We start from the raw sequence: 26,182 nt of genomic DNA, 5'->3' as shown, positions 1-26,182 counted from the left end.
GGCGCACCACTCATTGCTCCAAGTCCACCCCATAATCTACAAAAAACAGGGAAACCTAGCATGCATACTGAAACTATCCGGCAGTTGCCGGAGTACGCGGCCCTGACCCGCGCACGTAAAAAAATTATGTGGCCGTTATCGCTCGCCACTATCGTTGCCTACTTCGCCTTGATTCTTACTATCGCATTCAATCCTACCGCACTGGGTAATCCAATCGGCGACGGCGTCACTTCAATCGGTATGGTGCTCGGCTTAGGTGTCATCCTTTTTTGTATGGTGATAACCGGGATTTACGTTTATTACGCCAACCGCGTACTGGAACCCTTAACGCGCGCTATTGTGCAAAAAGCGGGAGAACAATCATGAAACTCCATGCTCCCCTTGCCGTTTTACTTTCAGCAATGGCGACCTGTGCCTGGGCGCAAGCCACTAGCAGCTCGGCTATAAATGTTACCGCCGTCGCGATGTTTTTAGCCTTTGTCGTCGTCACCCTCGGGATTACTTACTGGGCGGCTGGCCGTACCAAAACCACGAGCGATTTTTACGCTGCTGGCGGCGGTATTACCGGCTTTCAAAATGGATTGGCTATTGCGGGCGATTATATGTCTGCCGCATCCTTTTTAGGGATTGCCGGATTGGTATACACATCCGGTTTCGACGGTTTAATTTATGCCATCGGATTTTTAGTCGGCTGGCCCATCGTGTTGGTATTAATCGCCGAGCCGTTGCGCAATCTTGGCAAATACACCTTTGCCGATGTGGCCTCGTTTCGTTTACAACAAAAACCGATTCGTATCCTCGCTGCCAGCGGCTCACTGGTTACCGTCATATTTTATTTAATCGCACAGATGGTTGGCGCGGGAAAATTAATTGAATTGCTATTCGGTTTACCCTACGAATTTGCCGTGATCATTGTCGGTGTATTGATGACACTCTACGTAACGTTTGGCGGCATGATTGCTACCACTTGGGTGCAATTAATCAAGGCGATTTTATTACTGTCAGGTGCGTCACTCATGGCGTTTCTGGTGATGATGCAATTTGGTTTCAGCTTTGAAAATTTATTTGCGGAAGCCGTGAAAGTGCATGCAAAAGCCAATGCCATCATGGCGCCCGGCACACTGGTAAGTGACCCAATTTCAGCTATCTCGCTCGGCATCGCACTCATGTTTGGCACCGCCGGCCTACCGCATATTTTGATGCGTTTTTTCACCGTGAAAGACGCGGTACAAGCGCGCCGCTCCGTTTTCTATGCAACCGGGTTTATCGGCTACTTCTACATCCTCACGTTTATCATCGGTTTTGGCGCGATCATTTTGCTGCTGAAAAATCCTGCATATTTTACTGATGGTGTATTGATTGGTGGCGCCAATATGGCAGCGATTCATTTATCGCAGGCATTAGGTGGCGATATTTTATTAGGCTTTATATCGGCAGTTGCCTTCGCCACCATTCTCGCTGTGGTATCCGGTTTAACACTGGCCGGTTCAAGTGCGATCTCGCACGACCTTTACGCAACACTGGTGTTAAAAGGTGAGCGCGACGAGAAAAAAGAAATTCGCGCATCGCGTATCGCCACTGTGTGTTTGGGAGTAATCGCCGTATTGCTCGGGATTGTGTTTGAAAAACAAAACGTCGCGTTTATGGTTGGTCTTGCATTCTGTGTCGCCGCCAGCGCCAACTTCCCGATTCTGCTGTTGAGCATGTACTGGCGTAAACTCACCACACGCGGTGCCGTTATAGGAGGCGGACTGGGCTTATTTACTGCGGTAATACTCGTCGTGATAGGACCAACCGTGTGGGTCGATGCCTTTGGTTTCAAGCAGGCAATTTTCCCCTACAAGTATCCCGCCATTTTCTCGGTGAGCGCTGCGTTTATCGGTATTTGGTTTTTTTCAATCACCGACAAATCAGCCTCTGCAGCAAAAGAACAGGCTGCATTTGATGCACAATTTGTGCGTTCGCAAACGGGGATTGGTGCTGCTGAAGCAGCCCAACATTAAGGAGTAGTTGTGAATACTTCCTGTAGGAAGTATTCACAATCCTGCATAACAGTATCAGTCACAAGCTATTTGATCGCGACCATTTAATTTTGCTTGATAGAGGGCTTTATCAGCCCGTGCAATTAAACTCTCGAGTGAATCATTATCCCTGCGCGATGCTGCACCACCCGATGCCGTCAACTTACCGATCGGCGGAAACAAATCACTATTAATCGCAATACGCAATCGCTCAGCGACGGTGTATGCATCGCGCTCCGCTATCCCGCGAATCAATACCAAAAACTCTTCACCGCCCCAGCGAATCAAGTGGCCATCACTGCGTAGCGCTCCACTTACACGCATTGCAAATTGCTGCAATACACGGTCACCAACTAGATGACCATAGGTATCATTAATCAGTTTGAAATGATCTATGTCCAACATAATGATGCTGCCAGCAGTTCCGCTGCGCATAAATTCATCGAGCAATTGCTGGCCACCCCAACGATTATATTGTTGCGTCAATGCATCGCGTTCGGCCAAATTATGCATATGGGAATTATCATGTTGTAAGCGCTCCAGTTGCCGGCGTGCCCGGTGCTGAAACGGTAACAGCACCAATAACAGCAAAATCGCCAAGCCATAACTCATAAATATTTCCTGTCCGCGCGGTGTCCACAATTCCTCTTTGTGAATCAACAAATAGCTCAGGATCGGCACTGCATTTAGCAGCCATGCGACAATCATGATCGGAAATGCGCGCCGCGGCGGCAGCATAACCATCACCACTACAATAAAAATAATGAGGAAGGATGAGATGGGCGGGAAAATATCAATCAGAAGAATATCGGGAGCCTGATGCGCGCGCAGACTGTAATACCATGCAGGTAACGAGAGTGCCGCAACACCCACTCCAAATGCGGAATAGACAATACGCAAAATATTTTTGGGTCGGCAGATCAACCAGATCGCCAGGACCAGATTTGTTACGGCTACCGAAGGTGGGATAACTAAATCCATCAGCTCTGGGGCAGGTTCCAGATAGTGCAGCACGCTGGCAGCAGTGCCCACAAATCCGGTGAGCGCAAGCAACACTAGCACTCCGCGATAAAAAGTACGCTCATCAATGGCCTGGATCTGCATTCTTTACCTGTTAAACCATCGCTGCAGGTTGAGAATAACTGCACAGCGCCGGACGCTTATCGTTTGAAGCTGAGCATCTTAATGCCTAACGGTAAAATGACAAGTGATCGAACAAGAATAATCAGACAACTCCCTGTCCGATGCAAAACCTATTCGTTGCAGTCAACACATAACTGCTAGCAGGAAAGCCATGAGAAGCGATAACTAAAGGCCGCAGGGCGATGGCAGAACAGGATTTTGCTCTTTCACATTATCGACATAAGCCACTTTTTTACCGCGCAATTCTGCAATCTGTGCTTCCACTTTGGCGGTGCTGATCGCCACACCTTCCTGGAAAAATACCCAATCAATATCTTCCTGATATTCGCGCATTTCAGGCGAATCTACCGGACCTAAAGAACCATCCGCACCCTTGGGCATAAACCATAAATTAAAATTGATCGACATAAAATCCTCGGGATACACAGCACTGGTGTGTTCAGAGAATAATTTTCCATCGACGTAATAAGTAACTTTATTATCAGCAACTGTCAGTACCAGGGTCCGCCAACCGGCGTAGCTGCCCTCTTGCCGTGTAAACTCATTCACCTTTGTCCATGGCTCCAATTGGAAAGTATCCCAACTGGTTGTCCACATTGCGGGCTTGGCATTTTCGCCCCAGCCACCGTTGGGTAAATATTCAAAATCAGTTTCGCTGTAATTTTTATCCATAGGCGCTTTGAGCGGGCTAATGGCATACATGGTTTGGATGACTTCATCACCATCTGGCCCGTAACTCGGTTCATCGCGGAAAAATACGCGCGCAGCATAAGTACCTTCGCGATATTTACGTGCATGACAAAATTGCGTGTGCCGGGTTTTTTCGCCGGTACCATTGGTAACTGAACTCATGCGCACTGCGCCTGCTTCTGTTTCGGGGATATCTGTATGGAAAGATAATCCCTCTGCCGACCAGGTTGCCCCCTTGATCCCCGGATGGCCGGTTTCTGTTCTGACTTTCCAGCCATTGCTATGAAATGCGGCAAGATCCGGATAATTAAAATCATCAAAAAATACCGCAGCCGTTGCAGGAGCAGCTGCTAGCGATGATTGCGCTATTGATGACGCTTGCGCTGCCGAAGAAGTTTGTTGCACTGACGAATCCGTTTTGGAACCACAGCCTACAATTGCAATTGAGACGGAGAGAATACTGGTGAGAAAAAGTCGTTGATGGCCCATGTTGTTATCCTTTGTGGTTGATTGACGCTGTCAATTTCCCGCACATAGGACAACGTTGTCAAACAATTTGATATTTGCACTCGATAACTTAACGAGGTTTTACATAAATTGATGCAAAGTGAAAATGTCGTTAGTACTTTAAGAAAGAACAATCAGGAAATTAAGCCGCCTAAAAATCAGGAACTGACTCAATAAAAACGTCCTCACCTGTTACAGGATGTAAAAACCGCAAATCTGTCGCGTGGAGTAATAACCGATCAGCTGCAGTAGCAAATTCCCCACCATAGAATTCACAGCCCAAAATCGGGTGCCCTATCGCCTGTAAGTGCAAGCGCAGTTGATGGGAGCGGCCGGTGATGGGATGCAGGAATACACGTGTCGTTCGGGCTTGCTCGTCGCGCCCAAGCACTGTGAATTCTGTGACTGACGGTTTGCCGGTCGCTTGGCAGATTTTGTATTTAGGGCCTTCCCCGGACGCGATAGGCAAATCAATAGTACCTTCATCTTGCGCCATTAACCCGGCAACTACCGCCGTGTAATGCTTGCTGACAGTACGCGCCTGGAATTGTTTGCTGATATCGGAAAGAGCAGGCTTATTGAGGGGGATTACCATGACCCCGGACGTATCAAAATCCAGCCGATGGACAATGGCGGCACCGGGATAACCGGACAGTAATCGGCTGATTACCGAATCGCGATTTCGCGGATGGCGTCCCGGCACGCTGAGCAGGCGTGTAGGCTTGTTGATCAGGAGGAAATCCTGTTCTTTTTGCAATATTTCTACCTCCCCGTCACAGGGCGGAAGGATAAATAATTGGTCAATATCTGCTTGCATAAGTGAAATCGATAATAGATAGGCAAAAAATCAATAACGCCATGATACCAGCACCAGCCCAATGAACTTGCGTGTCATAACTTACAGGAACAAACTTAGTAGCAAAGGTTTGTTCACATAGGTGCAACCTGCTGTTATGGTGCCGCCGCAATACTCGCTGGAACACGGCTTTTCCTGTATCCTGCGCGCCTTAATTTTCAGCCTACAGCGCCATTCCGTGATGGCCTTTACATTTGCCATCCCCGATGGCTTTTATTTGATAGGTATCTAGCTCCATGTATATCTACGACGAGTACGACCATAGCATTCTGCGCCAGCGTATCGCCCAGTTCCGCGGCCAGACTGAACGCTTCCTTGCAGGGGAGCTTCCGCCCGAGCAATTCTTGCCACTGCGCTTGCAAAACGGCCTCTATGTACAGCGTTTGGCGCCCATGCTGCGCATTAATGTGCCCTACGGCATGGTCAACTCTGCCCAGCTGCGCAAGCTCGCCCATATTGCCCGCCATTACGACAAAGGCTACTGCCACGTCAGCACCCGTCAGAACATCCAATACAACTGGCCAGACCTGACCGAAGTACCGGATATCCTTGCCGAATTGGCTGAAGTCGGTATGCACGGTACCCAGTCGAGCGGTAACTGTATTCGTAACACCACTTCTGATCAGTTTGCTGGTGTCGCACCGGACGAAGTTATCGACCCACGCCCCTACTGCGAAATCATTCGCCAGTGGTCCAGCTTCCACCCCGAATTCGCTTTCTTGCCGCGCAAATTCAAAATCTCCGTCACCGGTTCGACGCAAGATCGCGCCGCCGTGCAAGTGCACGACATCGGCTTGGAAGTTGTGTTTAACGATAAAGGCGAAGTGGGCTTTAAAGTCTATGTGGGCGGCGGTTTGGGTCGCACCCCGGTTATCGGCGTGGCGATTCGTGAATTCCTGCCGGAAGAAGATTTACTTTCTTACCTCGAAGCGATTTTGCGTGTGTACAACCTGTTCGGTCGTCGCGACAACAAATACAAAGCCCGTATCAAAATTTTGGTGCGCGCATTGACACCAGAAGTCTTCGCACAAAAAGTGGAAGATGAATGGCAGCATTTGAAAGATGGTTACAACAAGCTCACGCAAGCAGAAATTCAACGCGCAAAAGGTTTTTTCACTGCACCGGCTTACGAGCAAATCGATAACACTGCGGCGCAAGCAACTGTGGATGCACAAGCTGCTGACAGCGTCGCCTTTGGCAAATGGCTGCAACGCAATGTGCGTGCGCACAAAATCCCTGGTTATGCGTCAGTCACACTCTCGCTGAAACCGACAGGTGTTGCACCTGGTGATATCACCGATTCACAGCTGGAAGTTATCGCCAACCTCGCAGACAAATTTAGCTTTGGCGAAGCGCGTACCACGCACGAACAAAATATCGTATTGGCCGATGTGAAAAAGACTGATTTGTTTGCGCTCTGGCAAGAATGTAAAGCTGCCGGTTTTGCAACGCCGAACATTGGCACCATCACCGATATTATCTGCTGCCCAGGCGGCGATTTCTGTTCACTTGCCAACGCTAAATCCATTCCGATTGCCGAAGCTATACAGCGTCAATTTGAAGATCTGGATTATGTATATGACCTCGGCGATATCGACCTGAACATTTCCGGTTGTATGAACGCCTGTGGCCATCACCATGTAGGCCACATCGGTATTCTCGGCGTTGATAAATCCGGCAAAGAATTTTACCAAGTGCAATTGGGTGGCAATGCCAGCAACGACGCCTCGCTCGGCGATGTACTTGGCCCATCCTTCGGCGCGGATGATATGCCCGCAGTAATCCAAAAAATTGTGGATGTGTATGTTGCCAACCGCAACGCAGAAGAATTATTTATTGATACCTATCGCCGTATAGGTGCCGCTCCATTCAAGGAGAAAGTCTATGCAAAAGCTAATTAAAGACGGCGCTATCATCGAAAACACCTGGACGTTGCTCGCCAAGGCTGAAGGCGATGCTGCAGCAGTTGAAGTACCTGCGGGTCAGGTACTAATTCCTGTTGCAGTATGGCTTGCGCAAAAAGATCAATTGCAAAATCGCACAGATATAGGTGTATGGTTTGATAGCGATGAATCGGCAGAGTTGATTGGTAATGATGCTAACCGTTTTGCAGTGATTGGGGTTAACTTCCCCCTGTTTATGGATGGCCGCTCCTTTTCTACCGCACGCTTGCTGCGCGAGCGTTACGGCTTTAAAGGTGAATTGCGCGCGGTGGGTAATTTTATCCGCGACCAACTCTGCTACCTGCGCCGCTGCGGTGTGAATGCTTTTGCATTTGCCAACCCGGAAATCAATCTGGAAGAAGCGGTGAAATCACTCACTGATCTCCAGGAGTACTATCAGGCATCAGTTGATCAACCGTTACCTCTATTCCGTCGTCGCGCTTAATACTTTTTTGCAACTACGCACAATAAAAAACGCCGCTTGATAGCGGCGTTTTTTATTGTGCAAAATATATTGCTTATTTGGCGAAAAATGCACGGATATTATCCGCTTCCGCCAAAGTATCCTCACGTCCCAACGCCATCAACTCAGTGATAAATTCATTGGAAAATAATAAATAACTCGCTGCAGTTGCACCACCGCCCTTTGCTGTCGCACCTATGGCGCGCAGGAAAAAGCGCAAGCTTTTTGGCAAATAACGTACATTGCGACCAGCGATACCATCAATAGGATAACTGGGCGAGATAACCATATTATCAACCGGGCGCAATAGGATTCCTTCTCTCATACGCACATCCTCAGGAATCAACTTCAACAATTCATTCATGCGTTGCATATGTTCCAAATCACCTTCAAGTGCATCAACAAACGCACTGTTAAACAAGTGACCGATGATTTGCCCCATCGACGGCGAATGCCGGTGTGGTACACGGCGATTTGCTTTAGGCGCACTGCGATTGCCGCTCACACCCACCACAAATAATGCATCAGCACCCAAATGTAACGCCGGGCTGATCGGTGCTAATTGGCGCAGTGCACCATCGCCAAAATATTCGCGATTAATACGCACTGCTGGAAAAATGGTGGGAATCGCCGATGACGCCAGCAAATGTTCCAAACGCAATTGTGTCGCCACGCCACTGCGACGATAACGCGACCACCCCTGCAACATCGGATCGCCTTGAAAAAAACTAACTGAGTGACCTGATGTGTACCCCATCGCCGAAACACTGACGGCGAGCAGCTTTCCGCTGTCGATAGAATGGTTAATATTTTCAAAATTAATTTTGGAACCCAATAAATTCCACAACGGAGCATTATCGAGTAAGGATAACGGACGACGACGCCCCATACCTTCATTAAACAAGGAAAGACCAAGATAACCGAGCCCCTTGAAAATATCGCTCCAACCATGTAAATAAACCTGGCCGATATCAAGGTTCTGCCACATGTAGGCAAGTGCATTGACCGCTGATTTGAAATTACCTTTATGCGCAGCAATGGCCAACGCATTAATAGCACCTGCTGACGTACCGCAAATAATCGGAAAAGGATTCTCACAACTGTCAGGTAATACATCCGCAAGCGCTTGCAGTACGCCCACTTGATAAGCAGCACGAGCACCGCCACCGGATAAGATCAATGCTGTTTTCATAAGCTATTCAATCGATTGATACTTTTGACTGACCAACAAGTTATCTGATCACTATTGTTTGTCGCCCAGTATTATTGTTCATTGTTGCTGCTTTTAGAGTAGCAGTTATAGCGCGATATGGCGCAGATAATTCTTTTTTGAAATTGCAGAAATAAAAAAGCACCTGCATTAGAGGTGCTTTTTGCTAGCGCACAAACACGATTATTCAGGCTTCACAAGCAACAATGCGCCCTCAACTGCAACAACATGGGCGCGACTACCGACAGCCACAGGTTCTGTGTACGCAGCATCGAGGCGCGCTTGCCAATCTATTCCAGAATATGCCACTTTACCTTGATCGCGAGTAATGCGTTGGGTAACAGGCAACACTTTACCAATCATATCGCTGCTGGTATCACGACCACCACCGGAATTCTGGAATTTTCTCAGTGGCTTCCACAATAATGCAGCACTGAGTGCAGCTAATACACCAACACTTAATACTTCCAGCTCCCAACCACTAATAACACCGAGCGTTACCATAAGCCCGGTCAACATGCAGCTCAATGCTAAAAATAATAAGGGGCCACTCATACCCAACACACTGAGCTCCAATACCAAACAAATACCGGCAATGGTATAGAGAAGATGATCTTGGTGCTGCGCAAAATATTCAAACAAACCACTCATAAATTTCTCTCACTATTATCTATGTGAAGCCTGCGATAAATTAATCGACGAAGAAACTGCCATCGCCTGCGCAACAGTGTTGGCGATGTTGTCACTGGTCTTGCCATCTGTCAGCACCACCGTGCTCTCATGTGCGATAGCTTTGTGCGCAGCAATTGCCCCCTGTGCCAGATTCAATGTAATCGCTTTTTGTCCTTCGTCAGTTGCAGCTGATTTACCAATTGTTGTGAGCGCTTCCGCTTCTGCAATCGCCACTAAACGAATAGCTTCTGCTTTACCGGTCGCCTCCAGAATCTGCGCCTCTTTACTTGCTTCTGCTGCTAACACTTGTTCAGCTTTGGCTGCTTCTGCATCTAATACACGCGCTTGCTTTTGGCCTTCTGCAGTAGTAATGGCCGCAATTTTAACGCCCTCAGCGGTCAGAATTGCCGAACGTTTTTGCCGCTCCGCCGTCATTTGTTTTTCCATGTCTTCTTTGATCGATGGCGGAATTGAAATTTCAAGCAGCTCGAAACGCAATACAATTAATCCCCATGGCTCAGTAGCCGACTGCATTGCTTCCTGGATTTTCGCGTTAATTGCCGAGCGGTTTTGAAAACAGTCATCCAATTCCATAGAGCCAATAGCGTTACGCATCGATGTCATTGCCAATTGGGTACATGCCAGTTTGTAATCAGTAATATTGTTTGTTGCTGCTGCTGCATCAATTACCTTAATAAACAAGACACCATCAATCATCAGCGCAATATTGTCTTTGGTAATGGCGGATTGCTGCGGGATTACTAATGTTTGTTCTTTTAAATTACGATCAGCCTCAACCGACTCCACAAATGGCACAATAAAATTTAATCCAGAGCTAAGTGTTTTGGTGTACTTTCCAAAACGATAAATAACGTAACCACGATTTTGTGGCACAAAATGAATGCCCTTTTTCAGTGTGTAGAGTAATACCAATGCAATCCAAAAAGCCGGGCTGGTAAGAAGTCCAAACAGCGATTCCATAATAAATTTCCTAATTAAGATAAAGGGTCAAACAATCCTATTGCGTTATGCTTGTTTTGCTTTTGCCAGTTCCTGATCACGCAATTCACGCCGCAAAATTTTGCCCACATTGGTTTTGGGCAAGTCCTTGCGGAATTCAATCAGATGTGGAACCTTGTAAGCTGTGAGCGTCTCTTTGGCAAATTTACGCACTTGCTCAATCGTCAGTTGCTCATTTGCGGTAACAATAAAGGCTTTTACTGTTTCACTGCCTTCGCCATCGGGTACACCAATAACTGCAACTTCCACAATATCGGGGTGACCGCTTAACGCATCCTCTACCTCATTGGGAAATACTTTAAAGCCACTGACATTAATCATGTCTTTTTTACGATCAACAATTTTGATATAGCCATCAGCTTGAATGATGGCAATGTCGCCAGTTTTAAACCAACCATCGGCATCCATCACTTCTGCTGTGGCATCAGGGCGCTGCCAATAACCTTTCATCACTTGTGGCCCTTGCACACACAGCTCCCCTGCTTCACCGGTTGGTAATGTATTGCCTGCATCATCAATAACTTTGCAGTTGGTATCAATCAATGGCAGCCCCACGGTGCCATACTGAACGCTTTCGAGCGGATTATTGGAAACTACTGGCGAAGTTTCCGTCAAACCATACCCCTCACTGATAGGTGCTTTAGTTACCCCCAGCCAGTGTTTTGTTGTTTCCGCCGTGAGCGCCATACCGCCAGAGCATGTAAGACGCATGTTGCTGAAATCCAATTTAAGAAACTCGGGGTTACGCATTAAGGCATTGAATAACGTATTGAGGCCAACAAAAAATGTGAAGGGTTTGCCCTGCAAGGTTTTGATAAATGCGGGAATGTCGCGCGGATTAGGAATTAATAAGCTGTGATTTCCCAATGCAACTGCTGAAGTGCAGTGAATCGTAAATGAATAAATATGGTAGAGCGGTAATGGTGCAACATATAACTCTTGGGTCGGACGAAAAACGTTTTTCATCCGTTCATTGAGCTGCGCCATGTTAGCAACCAAATTTCGATGGGTCAGCATTGCCCCTTTGGCAACGCCGGTAGTGCCACCAGTGTATTGCAGAACCGCAACATCATCCGGTGTTTGCACTACCGGCTGCCAAGGTTTATTGGTTAACGCGAGCGCTTTATTGAATTCAATTTGCTGTGGGAATTCGTAGGGCGGAATCATTTTTTTAAGATGCTTCACTGCAAAATTTAGCAGTATCCGTTTGAGCGGTGAATGCAAGTCTGCGAGCTCGGTTACGATCACCTGCTCCACGCTGGTTTCTTTGATAATCGCTGCTGCATTTTTTGCGATATTTGCCAAAACAACCAAGGCTTTTGCACCCGAATCATTAAGCTGATGTTTTATTTCGTGCGGTGTATACAGCGGATTCGTATTGACCACAACCATACCCGCACGCAGCGCACCAAAAATCACAACTGGATATTGCAAAATATTCGGCAATTGCACCGCAATTCTATCGCCCGGTTTTAATGCCGTATGCTGCTGCAAATAAGCGGCAAACTGGCCGGACAATCGATCAAGATCTGCATAGGTAAGCGTACGATCCATACATGTGAACGCATTTTTGTCAGCATATGATTTACAGGACTCAGAAAAAACCTCAGCAAGGGTTCTGTTGTAATTCAGCGACATTCGACATTCTCCACTTTTGTTATTTTTTCAAGATTAAAAATCAGCGCTGGACAAATTCATCAAATTGTCTGCACCAGACTCCATCGCCTTAACCAAACTCATAGTGCGCGGCAATATGCGCGCAAAATAAAATTCTGCAGCCGCCAGCTTGGCACGATAAAAACCGGAATCAGTTACCGGGCGAGCAAGCTGTTGCAGCGCTGTTTGTTGCGCTCTGAGCCATAAAAAAGCCAACACAAGATAGCCCGAATACATTAGATAATCTACCGCAGCTGCACCAATTTCATCTGGGTTATGCTGCGCCTGACGGGCGATATTCATACTTAACTGCTGCCACTCCTGACTGAGTCTAGTCAATTGTGCAGCATGCGCTGCCAACAGCTCATTACCATTACAACTGCGACATAAATAAGTTATTTCGTCCAATAATGGTGCTAGTGTTTTACCGCCCGAACCCAGTACTTTGCGTCCTAATAAGTCCAGCGACTGGATACCGGTCGTTCCCTCATACAAGGTGGCGATGCGGCAGTCGCGCAGATTTTGCTCCAGCCCCCAATCGCGGATATAACCATGCCCGCCAAGGCACTGAAGAGCGAGATTCGCCGATTCAAAACCCGCCTCGGTACTAAATGCTTTAACAATTGGCGTTAATAAGCTGAGCAAGTCGGTTGCCTGCTGGCGTTCGCCGGCGCTTATTGCGTGTTGGCTAGCATCCATTTTTATAGTGGTGTAGTAACTCAACATCCGAATCCCCTCTACCAGGGATTTTTGAGTGAGCAACATGCGACGGATATCGGGATGGACAATGATAGGATCAGCGGGGCCTGAAGCATTCTTTACCCCGGTCAGGGAGCGCATCTGCAATCGTTCTTGGGCGTACAATCGCGACTTTTGATATCCCAACTCTGCGTGAGCAAGCCCCTGCAGCCCTGAACCTATGCGCGCAAGATTCATAAAGGTGAACATGTGGTTCAACCCTTTATTCACCTCACCCAAAAGCCAGCCTTTTGCACCATCAAACTGCAAGACACAGGTCGCATTACCATGGATACCCATCTTGGACTCAAGTGAACTACAGCTAACACCATTGGTAGCAGCGAGAGAGCCGTCTTCATTTATTAATACTTTAGGTACGACAAACAGGGAGATACCTTTGGTTCCGACAGGTGCATTGGGCAAGCGCGCGAGTACTATGTGGACAATATTTTCAGCGAGGTCGTGATCACCAGAGGAGATAAAAATCTTGGTGCCGCTAATCTGGTAACTGCCATCGGCTTGCGGATCAGCGCGGGTGCGCAACAACCCCAGGTCACTCCCCGCCTGCGCTTCAGTAAGGCACATAGTACCCGTCCAGCGGCCGGAAATTAATGCAGGTAGATACTGCTGCTTTTGCTGCTCGGTGCCGTGGGTCTCGATGGTGTGCATAGCCCCTTGGGATAACCCGGCGTACATTCCCCATGCCCAATTGGGCGTGCCCAAAATCTCACTCAGGATAACACCGAGCGATTGCGGCAAACCTTGCCCTCCATAGGCAACTGAACGCGATAAGGTTGGCCACCCCGCATCGCAGTAATGTTCGTAGGCCTCCTTAAACCCTTCTGGTGTAATCACCTTGCCATCTACCAGTTTGCATCCCTGTTGATCACCAACCGGACCAAGCGGCGCCAACACATCTTCCGCAAAACGGGCTGCCTCGCCAAAAAAAGCGCCAGTCAATTCGCGATCCAAAGAGGCATGGCCTATCGCACGGCAGTGGCTCGCATAATCCAATAACTCGAAGAGGGTGAAATCGATATCGCGCAAGGGCGTTTGGTAATTGTTCATCCTTAAGCACCCAGGCAAAAGCCCGCTGAAAAATGGGAGGTAGCATCTGCTAAGAGTTAGCTACCAGTGGTTGATAATCTAATTATGATTTTACATATTGGCAGATATGACTTTTATGTCAAATGGCTGCTAATTTTTATCATTTCGAGAACAGAAAGTTATGATGCAAATACGGTCAGGATGCGATTCGCGTCAACAAGCGCAGTAATTGTGCCGTTACCGCAGCAGTAAAACCCCATATCTCATAACCCTCATAATGATAGACAGGGACGCGAAATACTCGGCCGTTCCGCTCAAATTGGTCTTCACGCACCTGAATGCCCTCTTTAAAAGCCGCTAAGGGAACACAAAACACGCTATCGAGTTCGTGGGGAGACGGGAGTAGAGAAACACTGGGATTAAAGCTGGCAACGAACGGGGTGACAGGTGTTCCCGCACGAGTGTGAGATAAAGGCAAACGCCCCAACAGGTGCATTTCTGCAGCAGGCAAACCTATTTCTTCGTGGGTTTCGCGTAGGGCAGTAGTGAATAAATCGGCATCTCCAGATTCCCACATACCACCCGGAAAACACACCTCGCCCGGATGTTGGCGCAAATGTGCGGCACGTTTGGTAAAAAGAATTGCAGGGTTATCGCCACGACTAATTAACACCAGAACGGCAGCTTGTGGTTGCACAACGAGATTCAGAGGGTCGTGAATGAGTTGTTGCGAGAGCGCATTAAACAGCGAATGACTCAAACTATCTCACCTCCACATCAACCAAACGCAAAACATCAAACGCTGGCTCCTCATACGGATGAGCACTGCGCAATGCAGACACCGCAGCACTAATCAACTCATCAGCACAGACCATTTCAACACGGTATTCCGGTAAAACTTCCAGCTGATCCTGCGTACCAATGAAAGGGGTTGCACCAGCGAGCGGACGAAACTGCCCTCGTCCCAGCACCTGCCAACAACATTGTTCGTAGTTACCGATCCGGCCAGCACCAACTTTAAAAACAGCGGCTTTTACTACATTAAGATGAGACTCGGGGACAAAGAAGACCAATTTATACATCTGCCCTGCCCCCGTCATTTAATCAGATGAGTTAAATCACGCGTACCGCAATTACATGTTCAACTTTGGTAAGTGCATCCACAACAGCAGCAGATGGCACCTGCTCAACATCGATGATGTTATAGGCCACATCGCCACGGCTTTTGTTGACCATATCGACTACGTTGACTTTGTGATCTGCTAATACCGACAACACATGGCCTAATACACCAGACACATTTTCGTTAGAAAAGGTGATGCGTGCCCCAATCGCAGGAGAACGATCCATAGATACTGCAGGAAAATTAACGGAATTTTTGATATTACCGTTTTCCAAATAATCCACCAATTGGTCTGCCGCCATAATCGCGCAATTTTCTTCCGCTTCTTCAGTGCTAGCACCGATGTGCGGCATCGCGTAAACGTCTTTGCGATTGAGCAAGATTGGTTCAGGGAAATCGCAAATATATTTACCCAGATGACCGGCATCCAAACTTTCCACTACAGCATGTGCATCAACAATCGCTTCCCGTGCAAAGTTCAACAAGGTCGCCCCTTTTTTGGTGACTTTGAGCGTGTCGGCATTGATCAGGTTTTTTGTAGCCGGAATTGCGGGCACATGCAGAGTGATATAATCCGAACGCGCCAACAAAGATTGCAAGTTCTCCATGCGGCCAACCTGGCTCGGCAAACGCCATGCAGCTTCAACGGATAACGCTGGATCAAAACCCACCACATTCATTCCCAGTGCCAAGGCGGCATCGGCAATCAGTGAACCAATTGCACCCAAGCCAACAATACCCAAGGTTTTACCTTGCAATTCAAAACCGGCGAAGTTGGATTTTTCTTTCTCCAACAATTTTGACATTTCTTCGGCATCGGTCATATGCGTCAAAGTACTTACATATTCCATGCCCGGCAAAATGCCGCGCGAGCCTAGCAACATACCGGCAAGAACCAACTCTTTTACTGCATTCGCATTTGCGCCCGGCGAGTTAAATACTACAACACCTTTTTTGGTGTATTCATCGACCGGGACATTGTTAGTACCCGCACCAGCGCGCGCTACCGCTTTAACACTTTCCGGTAATGCTTCACCGTGCAATTTATGGCTGCGTAGGATGTAAGCGTCAGGCTGGCCAATATCGCTGGCGACTTCATAGTTTTCGCGCGGAAAACGGTTCAAACCTTTAACAGAAATGGCGTTGTAAGTTTTTATTTTGAACATGCTATTTAATCCTCTGAGCACTAACAAAAAGGCCGTGTATAAACACGGCCTCGCAAAAAATATCTATTTCATTATGCTGCTGTGGCTTGTTCGTAAGCCCAAGTCAACCAGGGCAACAAGGCCTCAAGATCAACGGCATCAACAGTTGCACCACACCAAATACGCAAACCAGGTGGTGCATCGCGGTAGGCGCCAATATCATAGGCCACTGCTTCTTTATCCAATAGTTTGATCATGGCCTTCACTTGATCAGGTGTTGCTTTCAAAGTGAAACATACGCTGGTATTGGAAAGTGTTTCCGGCGTTTGTGCGAGGAAATCGATCCAATCATTAGCTGCAACAAATTTTTTCAATACTGCCAGATTGGCATTGGAGCGCGCGATAGTTTCTTTCACACCCCCAATTGCGCGCACCCAATCCAATGCATCCAAATAATCTGCAACCGCTAGCATAGATGGCGTATTTATAGTATCGCCTTTAAAGATACCCTCAACGACTTTACCGCCGCTGGTCATACGGAACAGTTTTGGCATAGGCCAGGAAGGCTTGTAGGTTTCCAAACGCTCAACCGCGCGCGGGCTGAGGATCAGCATGCCGTGCGCACCTTCGCCACCCAACACTTTCTGCCAGCTGTAAGTAATCACATCTAACTTTTCCCAAGGCATCTCCATCGCGAATACAGCCGAGGTTGCATCGCAAATAGTAAGTCCCTTGCGATCAGCAGGAATCCAGTCACCATTCGGCACTTTCACACCAGAGGTAGTGCCGTTCCAGGTGAAGATCACATCGTTATCGAAATTGACTTTTGATAAATCAGGTAATAGACCGTAATCCGCTTCGTGTGCATTGACACTCAACTTCAACTCTTTGGTAGCGTCGCTCAACCAACCTTTACCAAAGGACTCCCACTGCAGGATATCCACACCGCGCTCGCCCAACAGCGACCACATCGCCATTTCCACGGCCCCAGTATCAGAACCTGGCACGACACCGACACGGTAGCCTTCCGGCAAACCGAGCAGCTCAGCGGTATCTTCGCAGGCACGTTGCAATGCCGCTTTACCAATAGTGGAGCGATGTGAACGGCCCAAAGTAGAAACATCTAACTGATCCAAGCTATAGCCCGGGCGCTTGCTGCAAGGGCCAGACGAGAAATTGGGATTGCGGGGTTTTACTTCTGGCTTCATGGTAATCCTCTAGCTGACAGGAACAGCACATCCGACAAACAGGGCTAATCAGGCGTGCCAAACGGGGTTTATCCTCCACGGAGCAGAGGTCAAACCCGGAAAATTCGGGGCGTCGATTATGCCAGCAACGCACTAAATAACCTAGCCAGCCAAAGCGGATTTGCCCGTAAAAACATCGAATCGACAGGCAAAAAAAAGCCCTCTGAAATTCAGAGGGCAGAGGGAGACGTCGATGCATCAACCAGACATCGACGGTGAGAGACCATTAACCATTCAAAACCAGACTCATTGCTGCAACCGAGTCCAGTCACTTCAATCAACTGGAGCTAATGTAAAACTTAATGACAGCGCTGTCAAACGAATCTGCAAAATAATCTGAAAAAAGCACGCACCCCGAAGAAACACAGATTAGAAACATACAGAAGATAACGACAAAGCGTAAGATTTTGTATCACCAATCCTCCTTCTGATCGGTGATTGCCCGGCAATTAACGAACTGCGTGGCTTGCGGACGAATGCGCTGTACATAAAATATGTAACACACCAGTATCACGCGTATTTCCGCTCGGCCAACAAAGCAACGTCATGCAGACGTGTTGCCTCGCGATGAAAACAAGCATCGATGGATTGCAACAGGCGCTCACTAAGTGATTCACCAATCAAGCTGACAAGCAACTTGTTAAATGATCGATGTAAAGCAAGGTTCGCCGCCATGATGACTGCGCTGGTTTGTTGCGCCAACGCTGCCTGCAAAGAGGCAAAGTTATCGAAAGAAGTATCATCCTCCGATACGGTTGCCAACCAGGGAAAGTCGGCGTGGGTTAGGTTGAGCGCTTTTTTATAGATCGCCACAATACCGCGCCGACCAATGATGGGGGTTAAAGCAACATCAATTTGACGCCATCGTGCTATTGATTCAGCGGCAAGCTCGGTGGCACTTGTGTCTATTTCTGCGGTTGGTACGAAAGAATTTTTGGTGCGCATAATTGATACCGCTATTGTTAGCGTAACGCTAAGGTTGTTGACCGATCCTCACCTTAATGCTCCCAGATACCGTACTTTTTTTGCTTGTTTTGGCATTTATCGGTGATGTTTATTTTTTGCCAAGCTTAAGATTAGGCCTAAAAACAATAAAATGCTTGTCTCATATCAAGCTCTGTCACTTCTTAATTTATCTTTTTTTCGCATAAAAAATATTCTTTTAAGTAAAATTCAAAAATAGGTAAATTAATACCCAAAAAATTCTTTTTAGAAATTTAAAGGTAATAAATTACCCACATATTTACAGCTTTAAATAAAAGGTATAAATTAACCTTTAGTACGATATTATTTAAATATAAGATAGAAAAATACCCATTATGAACTTTTATACCATGACTAATGCATCTGTAGCTGCAGAACTGGGTAACCGCCTGGAAAAGCTGCGGCTGGAGCAGAATATGACCCAACAGGCTCTCGCCGATGAAATTGGTATAACGGCCAAGAGCTACCGCCAACTGGTAGCAGGCAGTGGCAAACTGGAAAACATGGTTGCCGCATTGCGCGCCCTGAACGCGCTGGAACAGCTTGAAAACTTTTTACCCGCCACACCGCCAAGCCCACTGGAACAGTTGAAACTACGCGGCAAACAACGTCAACGTGCACGCACTACCCCCGGCTATAAAAAAACAATCACCACACACACGGCTGAAGACTTAGAAAAGCCGGGGCTGGATTGGTAATGCAAAAACTCGCCGAAGTCTGGCTGTGGGACAAACTGGTTGGCGCTCTCGCTTGGGCAACAAACACTGCCAGCGCAACCTTTGAATACACACCTGAATGGGTGCGTACCGGTGTGCAAATCGCCCCACTGCATATGCCCAGCCAGGTGGACGGCACGCGTATTTTTCATTTCCCCCAGCTCAACCGCGATACTTACAAAGGCCTGCCGGCCTGCTTTGCCGATACCCTGCCCGATGATTTTGGCAATGCGGTGATCAACGCCTGGCTGGCACGCAATGGACGCGACCCGCAGAGTTTTAATCCACTGGAGCGCCTGCTCTATAGTGGCAAACGCGGGATGGGGGCATTGGAATATGCCCCTGCACTTCGGCAAGCACAAAATAGCAATAATAAATTTGAACTGGATTCGCTGATCGGCATGGCGCAACAGGTGTTAGACCAACGTGCGGGCGTGAGCAGCCAGTTACACAACGCAGGCAACGATGACTTAACAGCCATCTTGCAAGTGGGTACATCTGCAGGCGGCGCGCGCGCCAAAGCCTTGGTGGCAATCAATAAAGACCGCACCGAAATTCGCTCCGGTCAAGTGGATGCACCGGAAGGTTTTGAACACTATTTATTAAAATTCGATGGGATTGTGGAGCACGGGAACAACCGCGAAACCTTTGGCGATCCACAGGGTTTCGGGCGTATGGAATACGCTTATTATTTGATGGCAAAAGCGGCAGGTATCGCGATGACACCCTGCGAATTATTAATGGATGGCGAGCGCGCCCATTTTTTAACGCAGCGCTTTGATCGTATTGGCAACCATAAATTGCATTATCAATCGCTCTGTGCAATGGACCATGCCGATTTTAAAATGCCCGGCCATTACAGCTATGAACAATTATTTGCGGTCGCGCGGCAACTGCGTTTGACACGTGCCGAAGCGGTGGAAATTTATCGCCGCATGGTGTTTAACATTATTGCGCGCAACCACGATGACCACAGCAAAAACTTCGGTTTTATCCTACCGGGCCCGCATGCGCCATGGCAGCTCGCCCCGGCGTTTGATATCGCCTACAGTTACAAGCCTGGCTCACCCTGGGTGAACTCGCATCAATTAAGCGTGAATGGCAAACGCGATAATTTTGTTCGTGACGATTTGTTGGTCATGGCAAAATTGATTAGCAATTTCACCAAAGAAGCAAAATTGATTATTCAACAAACCCTGGACGTCGTCAGCCAATGGGAAAGCTATTCGCGCACCGCTGAAGTACCCGCAAACCTTACCCACGAGATCCAGAAAAACTTACGCTTGAATTTATAACATCAACTATTGGCAACCAGGCTGAGGGAATCATAAACATGCATATCACCACCATCGTCTTTTTTGCATTGCTAGCGTTTTTTACCTGGCGCGGCTACCAGAAAGGTTTTATCGGTTCTATTACCCGCGTACTCGGTTGGATTGTCGCCTACCCGGCAGCGATCGTGTTTACCAAACCCACTGCAAAATTAATCATGCAACACACAGCGCTGGATGGCTTGCTGGTTTATTTTATCGCAGGCAGTGCTATTTTTCTGCTGGTAAGTTTTTTGGTTAGCCTGTTACTCAATTTGCTCGCCAAATTAATTCCTGAAACAGATGCGACCCAGGTAGGTTCAAGAATCGGTGGCGCCAGCGTGGGGGTATTGATGGGAGCACTCGTGGGTTTACTGGTGGTCTACGCAATAGGTTTGGTACTAACCCCCAAAATACAACCGATGCAATATGAGCAAACCGATAATATCCCCGTTACGGACAGCACAGAGCCTACCAATCGCGCACCGGCAACCGGCGTTCCGCATGTGCGCGACCTTGCAAAAAGTAATGACTCATTTATTGAAGCCAGTGCTAAAAAATTAATGGGGAATGCGGCCGCCACCGCAGTGGATTTGGCACTGGATGATAAAACCACCACACAAATCACCAAAGCATTTGTAGAAAACCCGCAAACTATGCTTACGCATGTACAGCAAGTTGCTAATGACGGGCAAATGAAAAATTTAATGGCGGATGAAAAAATCCAATCCATCCTGACAACAGGCGATACCCACGCATTAATGCGCGATCCTGCATTTAAAGAGCTGATGAACAACCCCAGTGTACAAGCGCTAATGTCGCAGTCCGATGTTAATAGCGAGGCGGGTTCGCAAGCGGCGGCAGAAAAAATGGTGCAGGCATGGAATCGCGTGCAGACGATAAAACATGACCCGCGCGTGATTGCGATTATTAGCGACCCTGAATTTCAGCAGCAATTGAACTCATCCAATAAATTACCCTTGATGATGAATCCGAAATTAAACCAACTGACAGAAATTATTTTTAACAGCGAGGTCGAGCCCGCCAATGGAATGGGGAATTATCAAGTACAGGATATTAATGAGGCAACCACAAATACAGCACCAGCCACACAGAATGCTTCAGGCGAGGATGCAAAACCGGCTACTACAATTTACCGCTGGACAGATGAAAACGGGCAAGTCCACTATTCCGACAAACCCGTGAAGGATAAACAATAAAAAGACAAATAAATCAATAAACCGAAGGCTCGCCTTCCGGGCGAGTTTTAAAGCGTGGCTGCGCCCAAAAATATTGGCCGGGGCATTTTAAAATTTCCTGCTCCATAAATTCATTCACGCGGCGTGCATCAGCAATATCATCACCGGTTGGATAATTTTCAAAGGGGGGATGAATGGTGACTGCATAACCGCTACCATCATCCAACCGGCGCTGGGTAAATGGAATTATTTTAGCGCGCCCCATGCGGGCGAACTGACCAGTCGCTGTCACCGTTGCGGTTTGTACACCAAAAAATGGTACAAATACCGACATTTTTTCACCCAGATCGCGATCGGGCGCATACCAGATCATACGGCCTTTACGTAGCTGGCTCACCATTGCACGCACGTTATCGCGGCTAAATGCCATGCCACCTTTGCAATAAGCTTCGCGCCGTGTTTTTTGAAGATAATCGTAAACTGCATTGGCGTGCGGGCGATACATACCATCGTAGTTCACGTGTTGGCCAAGCATGGCGCTGCCAATATCCAGCGTGGTGAAGTGCAAACTTAACAACAGCGCGCCCTGCCCTTCAGCGCGCGCCTGCTCAACATGCTCAACACCGGTAATGGTAAATAACCTGCGCAAGCGCGATTTGGGCCAAAACCAGGCGATACCGGTTTCAAATACCGCCATAGCGGTAGAAAACAATGTTTCTTTTAATAAGATTTCGCGCTCGGCATCACTTAATTCCGGAAAACACAAACGCAAATTGGTCTGTGCTTGATGCAGACGTTTTTTATTTTTACGCAATAACGGACTAAGTCCACGCGCCATCGCCAACTGTAGGCGATAAGGTAATTGCGCAACTAAAAACCACACCCCAACACCCACCCAAGTGAGCCAGTGGCGAGGGGCTAATAACGCGCGTGAAAAATGAACTGAGGCCATAGCGATCTAAATATATAGGGCAGGAAATCCCTGCGATGGAAAAAATACAGATGTGCAAATTATAACGGTTCACTCGCAAAGCGCCTAACAGGACTTGCCACAATCCCTGTGCAGGAGATGCCTGCAGGCACTTTGCCCCCTTATAAAAAGAAGTGAATTAAAAACTGTAAACCAGATTCACAAAGGTCGTGGTATCGGTTTTTTCTTTGCCCGGAGCTACATCGCTGTCATTGGCAATAGCAAAACCCACTTTCATTTTCATACTGCCGTTGATGGATGTTGCCAGTGAGGTTTCACTTTGGGTACGGGTGTTATCCGAACCCGACTCAACACTGATGATTTGTTTGAATTCTGCATTGCTGGTTATTTTCCATTCCAGCGCAGTTGCGGCGCGAAGCATAGCGCCGCTTTCATCTGTAATACTATCGGGAATAGTATCATCATCACTCCCAATCACTTTTTCACCTTCAAAATAACCCGGACCAGCCTCCACAAACCAGTTAAGTGTAGAGCTGGAGTAGAGCCAGTCACCATAACCCAATGCGATAGTGCTATAGGTGCGATAAGCGCCGAATTTATCGTCGGTATGGGAACCAAAACCAAACAGGTAGGATTTTTCCACGCCTAATAAGTAAGCAAATTTTGCGGAACCAAAATATTTTTCTGCGGTTTTTTCTTTGCTGGTGGTTTCATCGTCCTGCTCAACTTCATCTTCTTTGAACAGTGAATTGAAGACGTATTGGTTTTCCCATTTTTCCAAGTTCTGCTTGGCATCTACTTTAAATTGCAGGCTGGTGGTTTCGGTGTTGCCAGAGGTGGCGATTGCACCTATATCGACTTCCACATCCCAGGGGCGTTTTTTATCATCGGCAAACGCGGTGGTAGAGAGTGCAGTAAGCGCAAGTACAAGAGTCAATTTATGCATAGTGAAATCCTGTTACCTCAAGTTAGGAGAGGTGAACCATAACATAGAAAACCTGACGACCAAATGAAAACGACCGGCACATGGCCGGTCGTTAGCTGTGGCGGGAATCGAGATTAGTCGCGTAACAAGCAGTTAAGCTCATCCACAACTTCAGCCCAATCAGAGTGATCCTGACGAGCTTCACGCAGGAATGCCGCTTGTTCGGCAGTCCAGAAGGGGGCGCTAGCCAGAGGTTCAGCTTGCGGCAGCGGATTGTGTTTTTGGATAAAGGCATCAATCTCAGCGGGAGAGTTGGGTAGACCTAATTTGGCAAAAAGATCATTCAGCGTGTAAAACATGCGGCCCTCCTGTCGGTGTGTACGGACTTACATCTTCACAGTGGATTTGCCATTGTGACCAAGTTCCGCAACTAGGATAACGTCTAGCACACTGACTTTCCTAGCTTAATTTTTCCCGCTGGACTTCATTGACTCAATCAGCTCGTCTTTATTTTGCCAGAGTTGGTTAACCCACTGCTGAAAACCCGCGCGGAACTCAGCATCTCCGGTGTAATCGCCAATCAATTCAGCGGGTATAGGCAACTGGCGAATATTTACCTGAATCTGCTTAACTCTCCCGCAAGCGTAATCCCAGTAGGTAGGAATTCCCTCCGGGTAGTGGATAGTCACATCCAGCATGCGATGCAACTGCCCCCCCATAGCACCCAGGGTAAATGCCAGCCCGCCCGCCTTCGGCATCAGCAGATGGCGATAAGGCGAATTTTGCTGTGCCTGTTTAGCCGGGGTAAAACGCGTGCCTTCGAGGAAATTGATTATCGTAACGGGATGATGACGAAAGCGCTCGCAGGCTTTGCGGGTTTGCTCAACATCCTTACCTTTCAACTCCGGATGGCGTGCCAGTTTGGCTTTGGAATAGCGGCGCATGTGTGGGAAGTCCAGCCCCCAGAGCGCCAAACCCAGAACCGGAACCCACAACAAGCTTTGTTTAAAGAAAAATTTGACGCCCGGGATGCGGGCATTAAAGGCGCGCACCAGCACCAGTATGTCAGTCCAGGATTGGTGGTTGGCAATCAACATGTACCACTCATCCCGGCTCAGATCCCCCAGCCCTTGCACTTCGACCTGGGTTGGCAGCGTGTAGGTCTGTTGCCAGGTGTTGAAAATAATCCACAGGTTGGAGACTGCATCCAGTAACCGGTCAATTGCACGCCGCAGGGCAGGCAAAGGCACCAATAATTTGACCATTGCAAAGGGCACCACCACTAAAGCGACCATACAAATGGTGATAGAAAAAATGGCCGTAACTAACACGCCACGCAAATGATTCAGTATTCGCATCGATCTAACCTGTGAACTTGCCTGTGACCCCAGTGTCATAAAGGCTGCGCATTTTTGTGTATTACTCAGCCCAGATCAACCCGAGGGACAATTGATGAAACATTTTTGGATGGAAAATCGTTCACTCTTTTTATTTTTAGCATTGATGTTCTGTTTCCGCAGCGCCATCGCCGATTGGAATGATGTGCCCAGCGGCTCCATGAAACCTACCTTGATCGAAGGTGACCGCATTGGCCTGAATAAAATGGCTTACGATCTGCGTGTCCCTTTCACCCACATTTCACTGTACAAAATCGCCGATCCCGCCCGCGGTGACATTGCCGTATTCGATTCAAAAGTAGCCGACAAACGCTTGGTCAAACGGGTTATTGGCGTACCAGGTGATACAGTAGCCATGCAAGATAACCGCCTTTACATCAACGGTACCGCAATAACCTATACAGCGGCCACCAATGGCGATTGGCTGGAACACTTGCCAGGCAAACATCATATAGTTCGCCTTGATCCGAATGCTAAAACCTACGCAAACTTTGGCCCGGCCACCGTGCCCGCAAACCAGTATTTAATGCTCGGTGATAACCGCGATAACAGCGCCGATTCACGCGTGATTGGTTTTGTACCACGCAGCGAGTTTGTCGGCCGCTCACGTAGTGTTGTTATGTCGCTCGATTATGAGGATTATTTTTTACCGCGCGCCGAACGTTTTTTTCATGGACTGGAGTAACCATTAATTAGACAAGTGTGCGACTAACGTAAAAAATAGTCGCGCACTTCAAGCCAATCATTAACACGCACCTGCCCCAGCTCCGCCATATTGTGCGGCGCAGAAAATAAAATACCCTGCCCCACAAACCCCTCAAAATGACGCGCGCTGTCATCAATTAAATAATCCGCGTGCACTACATTTTTCTTGCCGCAAAAAATAAAATTCATTGGCGATAAAAACGGCAAATATTTCACCAACCATTCGTATTTAGGTGAAAACGAAGTGGGATGCTCCATGGCCGCCGTGGCGATGACAATCTCGTAGGATTCATATAATTCACGAATCACTTCAATTGCATTGTCATAGGGTGGGATATCGTCAAAAAACGCGGGAATATCAGGGTAAGCACGCACACGCGCAACATGCGCTTCGGGAACTTTGTGGTAAATTTTAGTCGCGTATAAATCGGCTTTGGTGAGGTTTTGTTGGAACTCGGTGTTGTACCAATCGAGGTGGCGAGCCAGGGTGTCGCAGATGGTCTCATCCATATCTATCGCAATACGTTTACGCAT

At 47.9% G+C, this 26,182-nt stretch carries 26 protein-coding genes; 8 read left to right on the top strand and 18 right to left on the bottom strand.

What is annotated here, in order from left to right; translation table 11 throughout:
* Positions 1-60: 60 nt before the first annotated feature.
* A complete protein-coding gene (locus J2X05_RS14865; RefSeq protein WP_310073777.1) occupies positions 61-366 on the top strand; it encodes a DUF485 domain-containing protein in 306 nt (101 codons plus the stop codon).
* A complete protein-coding gene (locus J2X05_RS14860; RefSeq protein ID WP_310073775.1) occupies positions 363-2,003 on the top strand; it encodes a cation acetate symporter in 1,641 nt (546 codons plus the stop codon). Before J2X05_RS14865 ends, J2X05_RS14860 begins: the two co-directional genes overlap by 4 nt.
* Before the next feature lie 54 nt (positions 2,004-2,057).
* On the opposite strand, the gene J2X05_RS14855 is transcribed toward J2X05_RS14860, so the two are convergent.
* The 3 genes from J2X05_RS14855 to J2X05_RS14845 form a co-directional block, all read right to left on the bottom strand.
* Positions 2,058-3,125 (bottom strand): GGDEF domain-containing protein, encoded by a 1,068-nt coding sequence (locus J2X05_RS14855; protein ID WP_310073773.1) that lies wholly within the window; start codon positions 3,123-3,125, stop codon positions 2,058-2,060.
* Positions 3,126-3,329: 204 nt separating this feature from the next.
* Positions 3,330-4,343, bottom strand: coding sequence for a glycoside hydrolase family 16 protein (locus tag J2X05_RS14850; RefSeq protein ID WP_310073771.1), 1,014 nt, complete (start codon positions 4,341-4,343; stop codon positions 3,330-3,332).
* 169 nt (positions 4,344-4,512) lie between these two features.
* Positions 4,513-5,178, bottom strand: coding sequence for an RluA family pseudouridine synthase (locus tag J2X05_RS14845; RefSeq protein ID WP_310073769.1), 666 nt, complete (start codon positions 5,176-5,178; stop codon positions 4,513-4,515).
* A gap of 275 nt (positions 5,179-5,453) precedes the next feature.
* Between J2X05_RS14845 and J2X05_RS14840 the strand changes: the two genes are divergently transcribed.
* Together J2X05_RS14840 and J2X05_RS14835 are read left to right on the top strand one after the other, a co-directional pair.
* Positions 5,454-7,118, top strand: coding sequence for a nitrite/sulfite reductase (locus J2X05_RS14840; protein ID WP_310073767.1), 1,665 nt, complete (start codon positions 5,454-5,456; stop codon positions 7,116-7,118).
* Entirely contained in the window at positions 7,102-7,605 is a 504-nt protein-coding gene (locus tag J2X05_RS14835; protein ID WP_310073766.1) for a DUF934 domain-containing protein, read from the top strand. The genes J2X05_RS14840 and J2X05_RS14835 overlap by 17 nt, the downstream gene beginning before the upstream one ends.
* 73 nt (positions 7,606-7,678) lie before the next feature.
* On the opposite strand, the gene J2X05_RS14830 is transcribed toward J2X05_RS14835, so the two are convergent.
* The 10 genes from J2X05_RS14830 to J2X05_RS14785 form a co-directional block, all read right to left on the bottom strand.
* A complete protein-coding gene (locus J2X05_RS14830) occupies positions 7,679-8,815 on the bottom strand; it encodes a patatin-like phospholipase family protein (RefSeq protein WP_310073765.1) in 1,137 nt (378 codons plus the stop codon).
* A gap of 201 nt (positions 8,816-9,016) precedes the next feature.
* Positions 9,017-9,484 (bottom strand): NfeD family protein, encoded by a 468-nt coding sequence (locus tag J2X05_RS14825; RefSeq protein WP_310073763.1) that lies wholly within the window; start codon positions 9,482-9,484, stop codon positions 9,017-9,019.
* 15 nt (positions 9,485-9,499) lie between these two features.
* A complete protein-coding gene (locus tag J2X05_RS14820) occupies positions 9,500-10,486 on the bottom strand; it encodes an SPFH domain-containing protein (RefSeq protein ID WP_310073760.1) in 987 nt (328 codons plus the stop codon).
* 45 nt (positions 10,487-10,531) lie between these two features.
* Positions 10,532-12,163, bottom strand: coding sequence for an AMP-binding protein (locus J2X05_RS14815; RefSeq protein WP_310073758.1), 1,632 nt, complete (start codon positions 12,161-12,163; stop codon positions 10,532-10,534).
* 33 nt (positions 12,164-12,196) lie between these two features.
* Entirely contained in the window at positions 12,197-13,987 is a 1,791-nt protein-coding gene (locus tag J2X05_RS14810) for an acyl-CoA dehydrogenase C-terminal domain-containing protein (RefSeq protein WP_310073757.1), read from the bottom strand.
* Positions 13,988-14,162: 175 nt separating this feature from the next.
* Positions 14,163-14,726: an NUDIX hydrolase gene (locus tag J2X05_RS14805; RefSeq protein WP_310073755.1), complete on the bottom strand. Its 564-nt coding sequence runs from the start codon at positions 14,724-14,726 to the stop codon at positions 14,163-14,165.
* Between the two features lies 1 nt (position 14,727).
* Positions 14,728-15,048 carry a YqfO family protein gene (locus tag J2X05_RS14800; RefSeq protein ID WP_310073753.1) on the bottom strand — a complete coding sequence of 107 codons (321 nt, stop codon included), beginning with the start codon at positions 15,046-15,048 and terminating at the stop codon, positions 14,728-14,730.
* A gap of 31 nt (positions 15,049-15,079) precedes the next feature.
* Positions 15,080-16,255, bottom strand: a complete 1,176-nt coding sequence (locus J2X05_RS14795) for a phosphoglycerate dehydrogenase (protein ID WP_310073749.1) — start codon at positions 16,253-16,255, stop codon at positions 15,080-15,082.
* Between the two features lie 71 nt (positions 16,256-16,326).
* Positions 16,327-17,442, bottom strand: coding sequence for a phosphoserine transaminase (locus J2X05_RS14790; protein ID WP_310073747.1), 1,116 nt, complete (start codon positions 17,440-17,442; stop codon positions 16,327-16,329).
* 549 nt (positions 17,443-17,991) lie between these two features.
* Complete coding sequence (locus J2X05_RS14785; RefSeq protein WP_310073746.1) at positions 17,992-18,426, bottom strand: hypothetical protein; 435 nt, start codon at positions 18,424-18,426, stop codon at positions 17,992-17,994.
* Positions 18,427-18,800: 374 nt separating this feature from the next.
* Here J2X05_RS14785 and J2X05_RS14780 point away from each other — a divergent pair, with 374 nt between their 5' ends.
* From J2X05_RS14780 to J2X05_RS14770, 3 genes are read left to right on the top strand one after another with little or no spacing between them, the layout of a single operon-like run.
* Positions 18,801-19,163, top strand: coding sequence for a helix-turn-helix transcriptional regulator (locus J2X05_RS14780; RefSeq protein WP_310073744.1), 363 nt, complete (start codon positions 18,801-18,803; stop codon positions 19,161-19,163).
* Positions 19,163-20,476 carry a type II toxin-antitoxin system HipA family toxin gene (locus tag J2X05_RS14775; protein ID WP_310073742.1) on the top strand — a complete coding sequence of 438 codons (1,314 nt, stop codon included), beginning with the start codon at positions 19,163-19,165 and terminating at the stop codon, positions 20,474-20,476. The genes J2X05_RS14780 and J2X05_RS14775 overlap by 1 nt, the downstream gene beginning before the upstream one ends.
* 38 nt (positions 20,477-20,514) lie before the next feature.
* Positions 20,515-21,711 carry a CvpA family protein gene (locus J2X05_RS14770; RefSeq protein ID WP_310073740.1) on the top strand — a complete coding sequence of 399 codons (1,197 nt, stop codon included), beginning with the start codon at positions 20,515-20,517 and terminating at the stop codon, positions 21,709-21,711.
* 13 nt (positions 21,712-21,724) lie between these two features.
* On the opposite strand, the gene lpxL is transcribed toward J2X05_RS14770, so the two are convergent.
* The 4 genes from lpxL to yihG all read right to left on the bottom strand — a co-directional run bounded on the left by lpxL (position 21,725) and on the right by yihG (position 24,904).
* On the bottom strand, positions 21,725-22,642 hold the full coding sequence (lpxL, locus tag J2X05_RS14765; RefSeq protein WP_310073738.1) for an LpxL/LpxP family Kdo(2)-lipid IV(A) lauroyl/palmitoleoyl acyltransferase: 918 nt from the start codon (positions 22,640-22,642) through the stop codon (positions 21,725-21,727).
* A 157-nt stretch (positions 22,643-22,799) separates the two neighbouring features.
* Positions 22,800-23,567, bottom strand: a complete 768-nt coding sequence (locus J2X05_RS14760) for a DUF481 domain-containing protein (protein WP_310073737.1) — start codon at positions 23,565-23,567, stop codon at positions 22,800-22,802.
* A gap of 113 nt (positions 23,568-23,680) precedes the next feature.
* Positions 23,681-23,905: a DUF2789 domain-containing protein gene (locus tag J2X05_RS14755; protein ID WP_310073736.1), complete on the bottom strand. Its 225-nt coding sequence runs from the start codon at positions 23,903-23,905 to the stop codon at positions 23,681-23,683.
* Between the two features lie 105 nt (positions 23,906-24,010).
* Complete coding sequence (gene yihG / locus J2X05_RS14750; RefSeq protein WP_310073735.1) at positions 24,011-24,904, bottom strand: 1-acylglycerol-3-phosphate O-acyltransferase, YihG family; 894 nt, start codon at positions 24,902-24,904, stop codon at positions 24,011-24,013.
* A 94-nt stretch (positions 24,905-24,998) separates the two neighbouring features.
* Here yihG and lepB point away from each other — a divergent pair, with 94 nt between their 5' ends.
* Entirely contained in the window at positions 24,999-25,628 is a 630-nt protein-coding gene (lepB, locus tag J2X05_RS14745) for a signal peptidase I (protein WP_310073734.1), read from the top strand.
* Positions 25,629-25,651: 23 nt separating this feature from the next.
* On the opposite strand, the gene J2X05_RS14740 is transcribed toward lepB, so the two are convergent.
* Positions 25,652-26,182: a 5' nucleotidase, NT5C type gene (locus J2X05_RS14740; RefSeq protein WP_310073732.1), complete on the bottom strand. Its 531-nt coding sequence runs from the start codon at positions 26,180-26,182 to the stop codon at positions 25,652-25,654.

The sequence above is a fragment of the Cellvibrio fibrivorans genome, assembly GCF_031457055.1.
Lineage (GTDB): Bacteria > Pseudomonadota > Gammaproteobacteria > Pseudomonadales > Cellvibrionaceae > Cellvibrio > Cellvibrio fibrivorans.
Note: the sequence above shows the minus strand (reverse complement) of the source record. Positions and strands in the feature narration are given on the sequence as shown.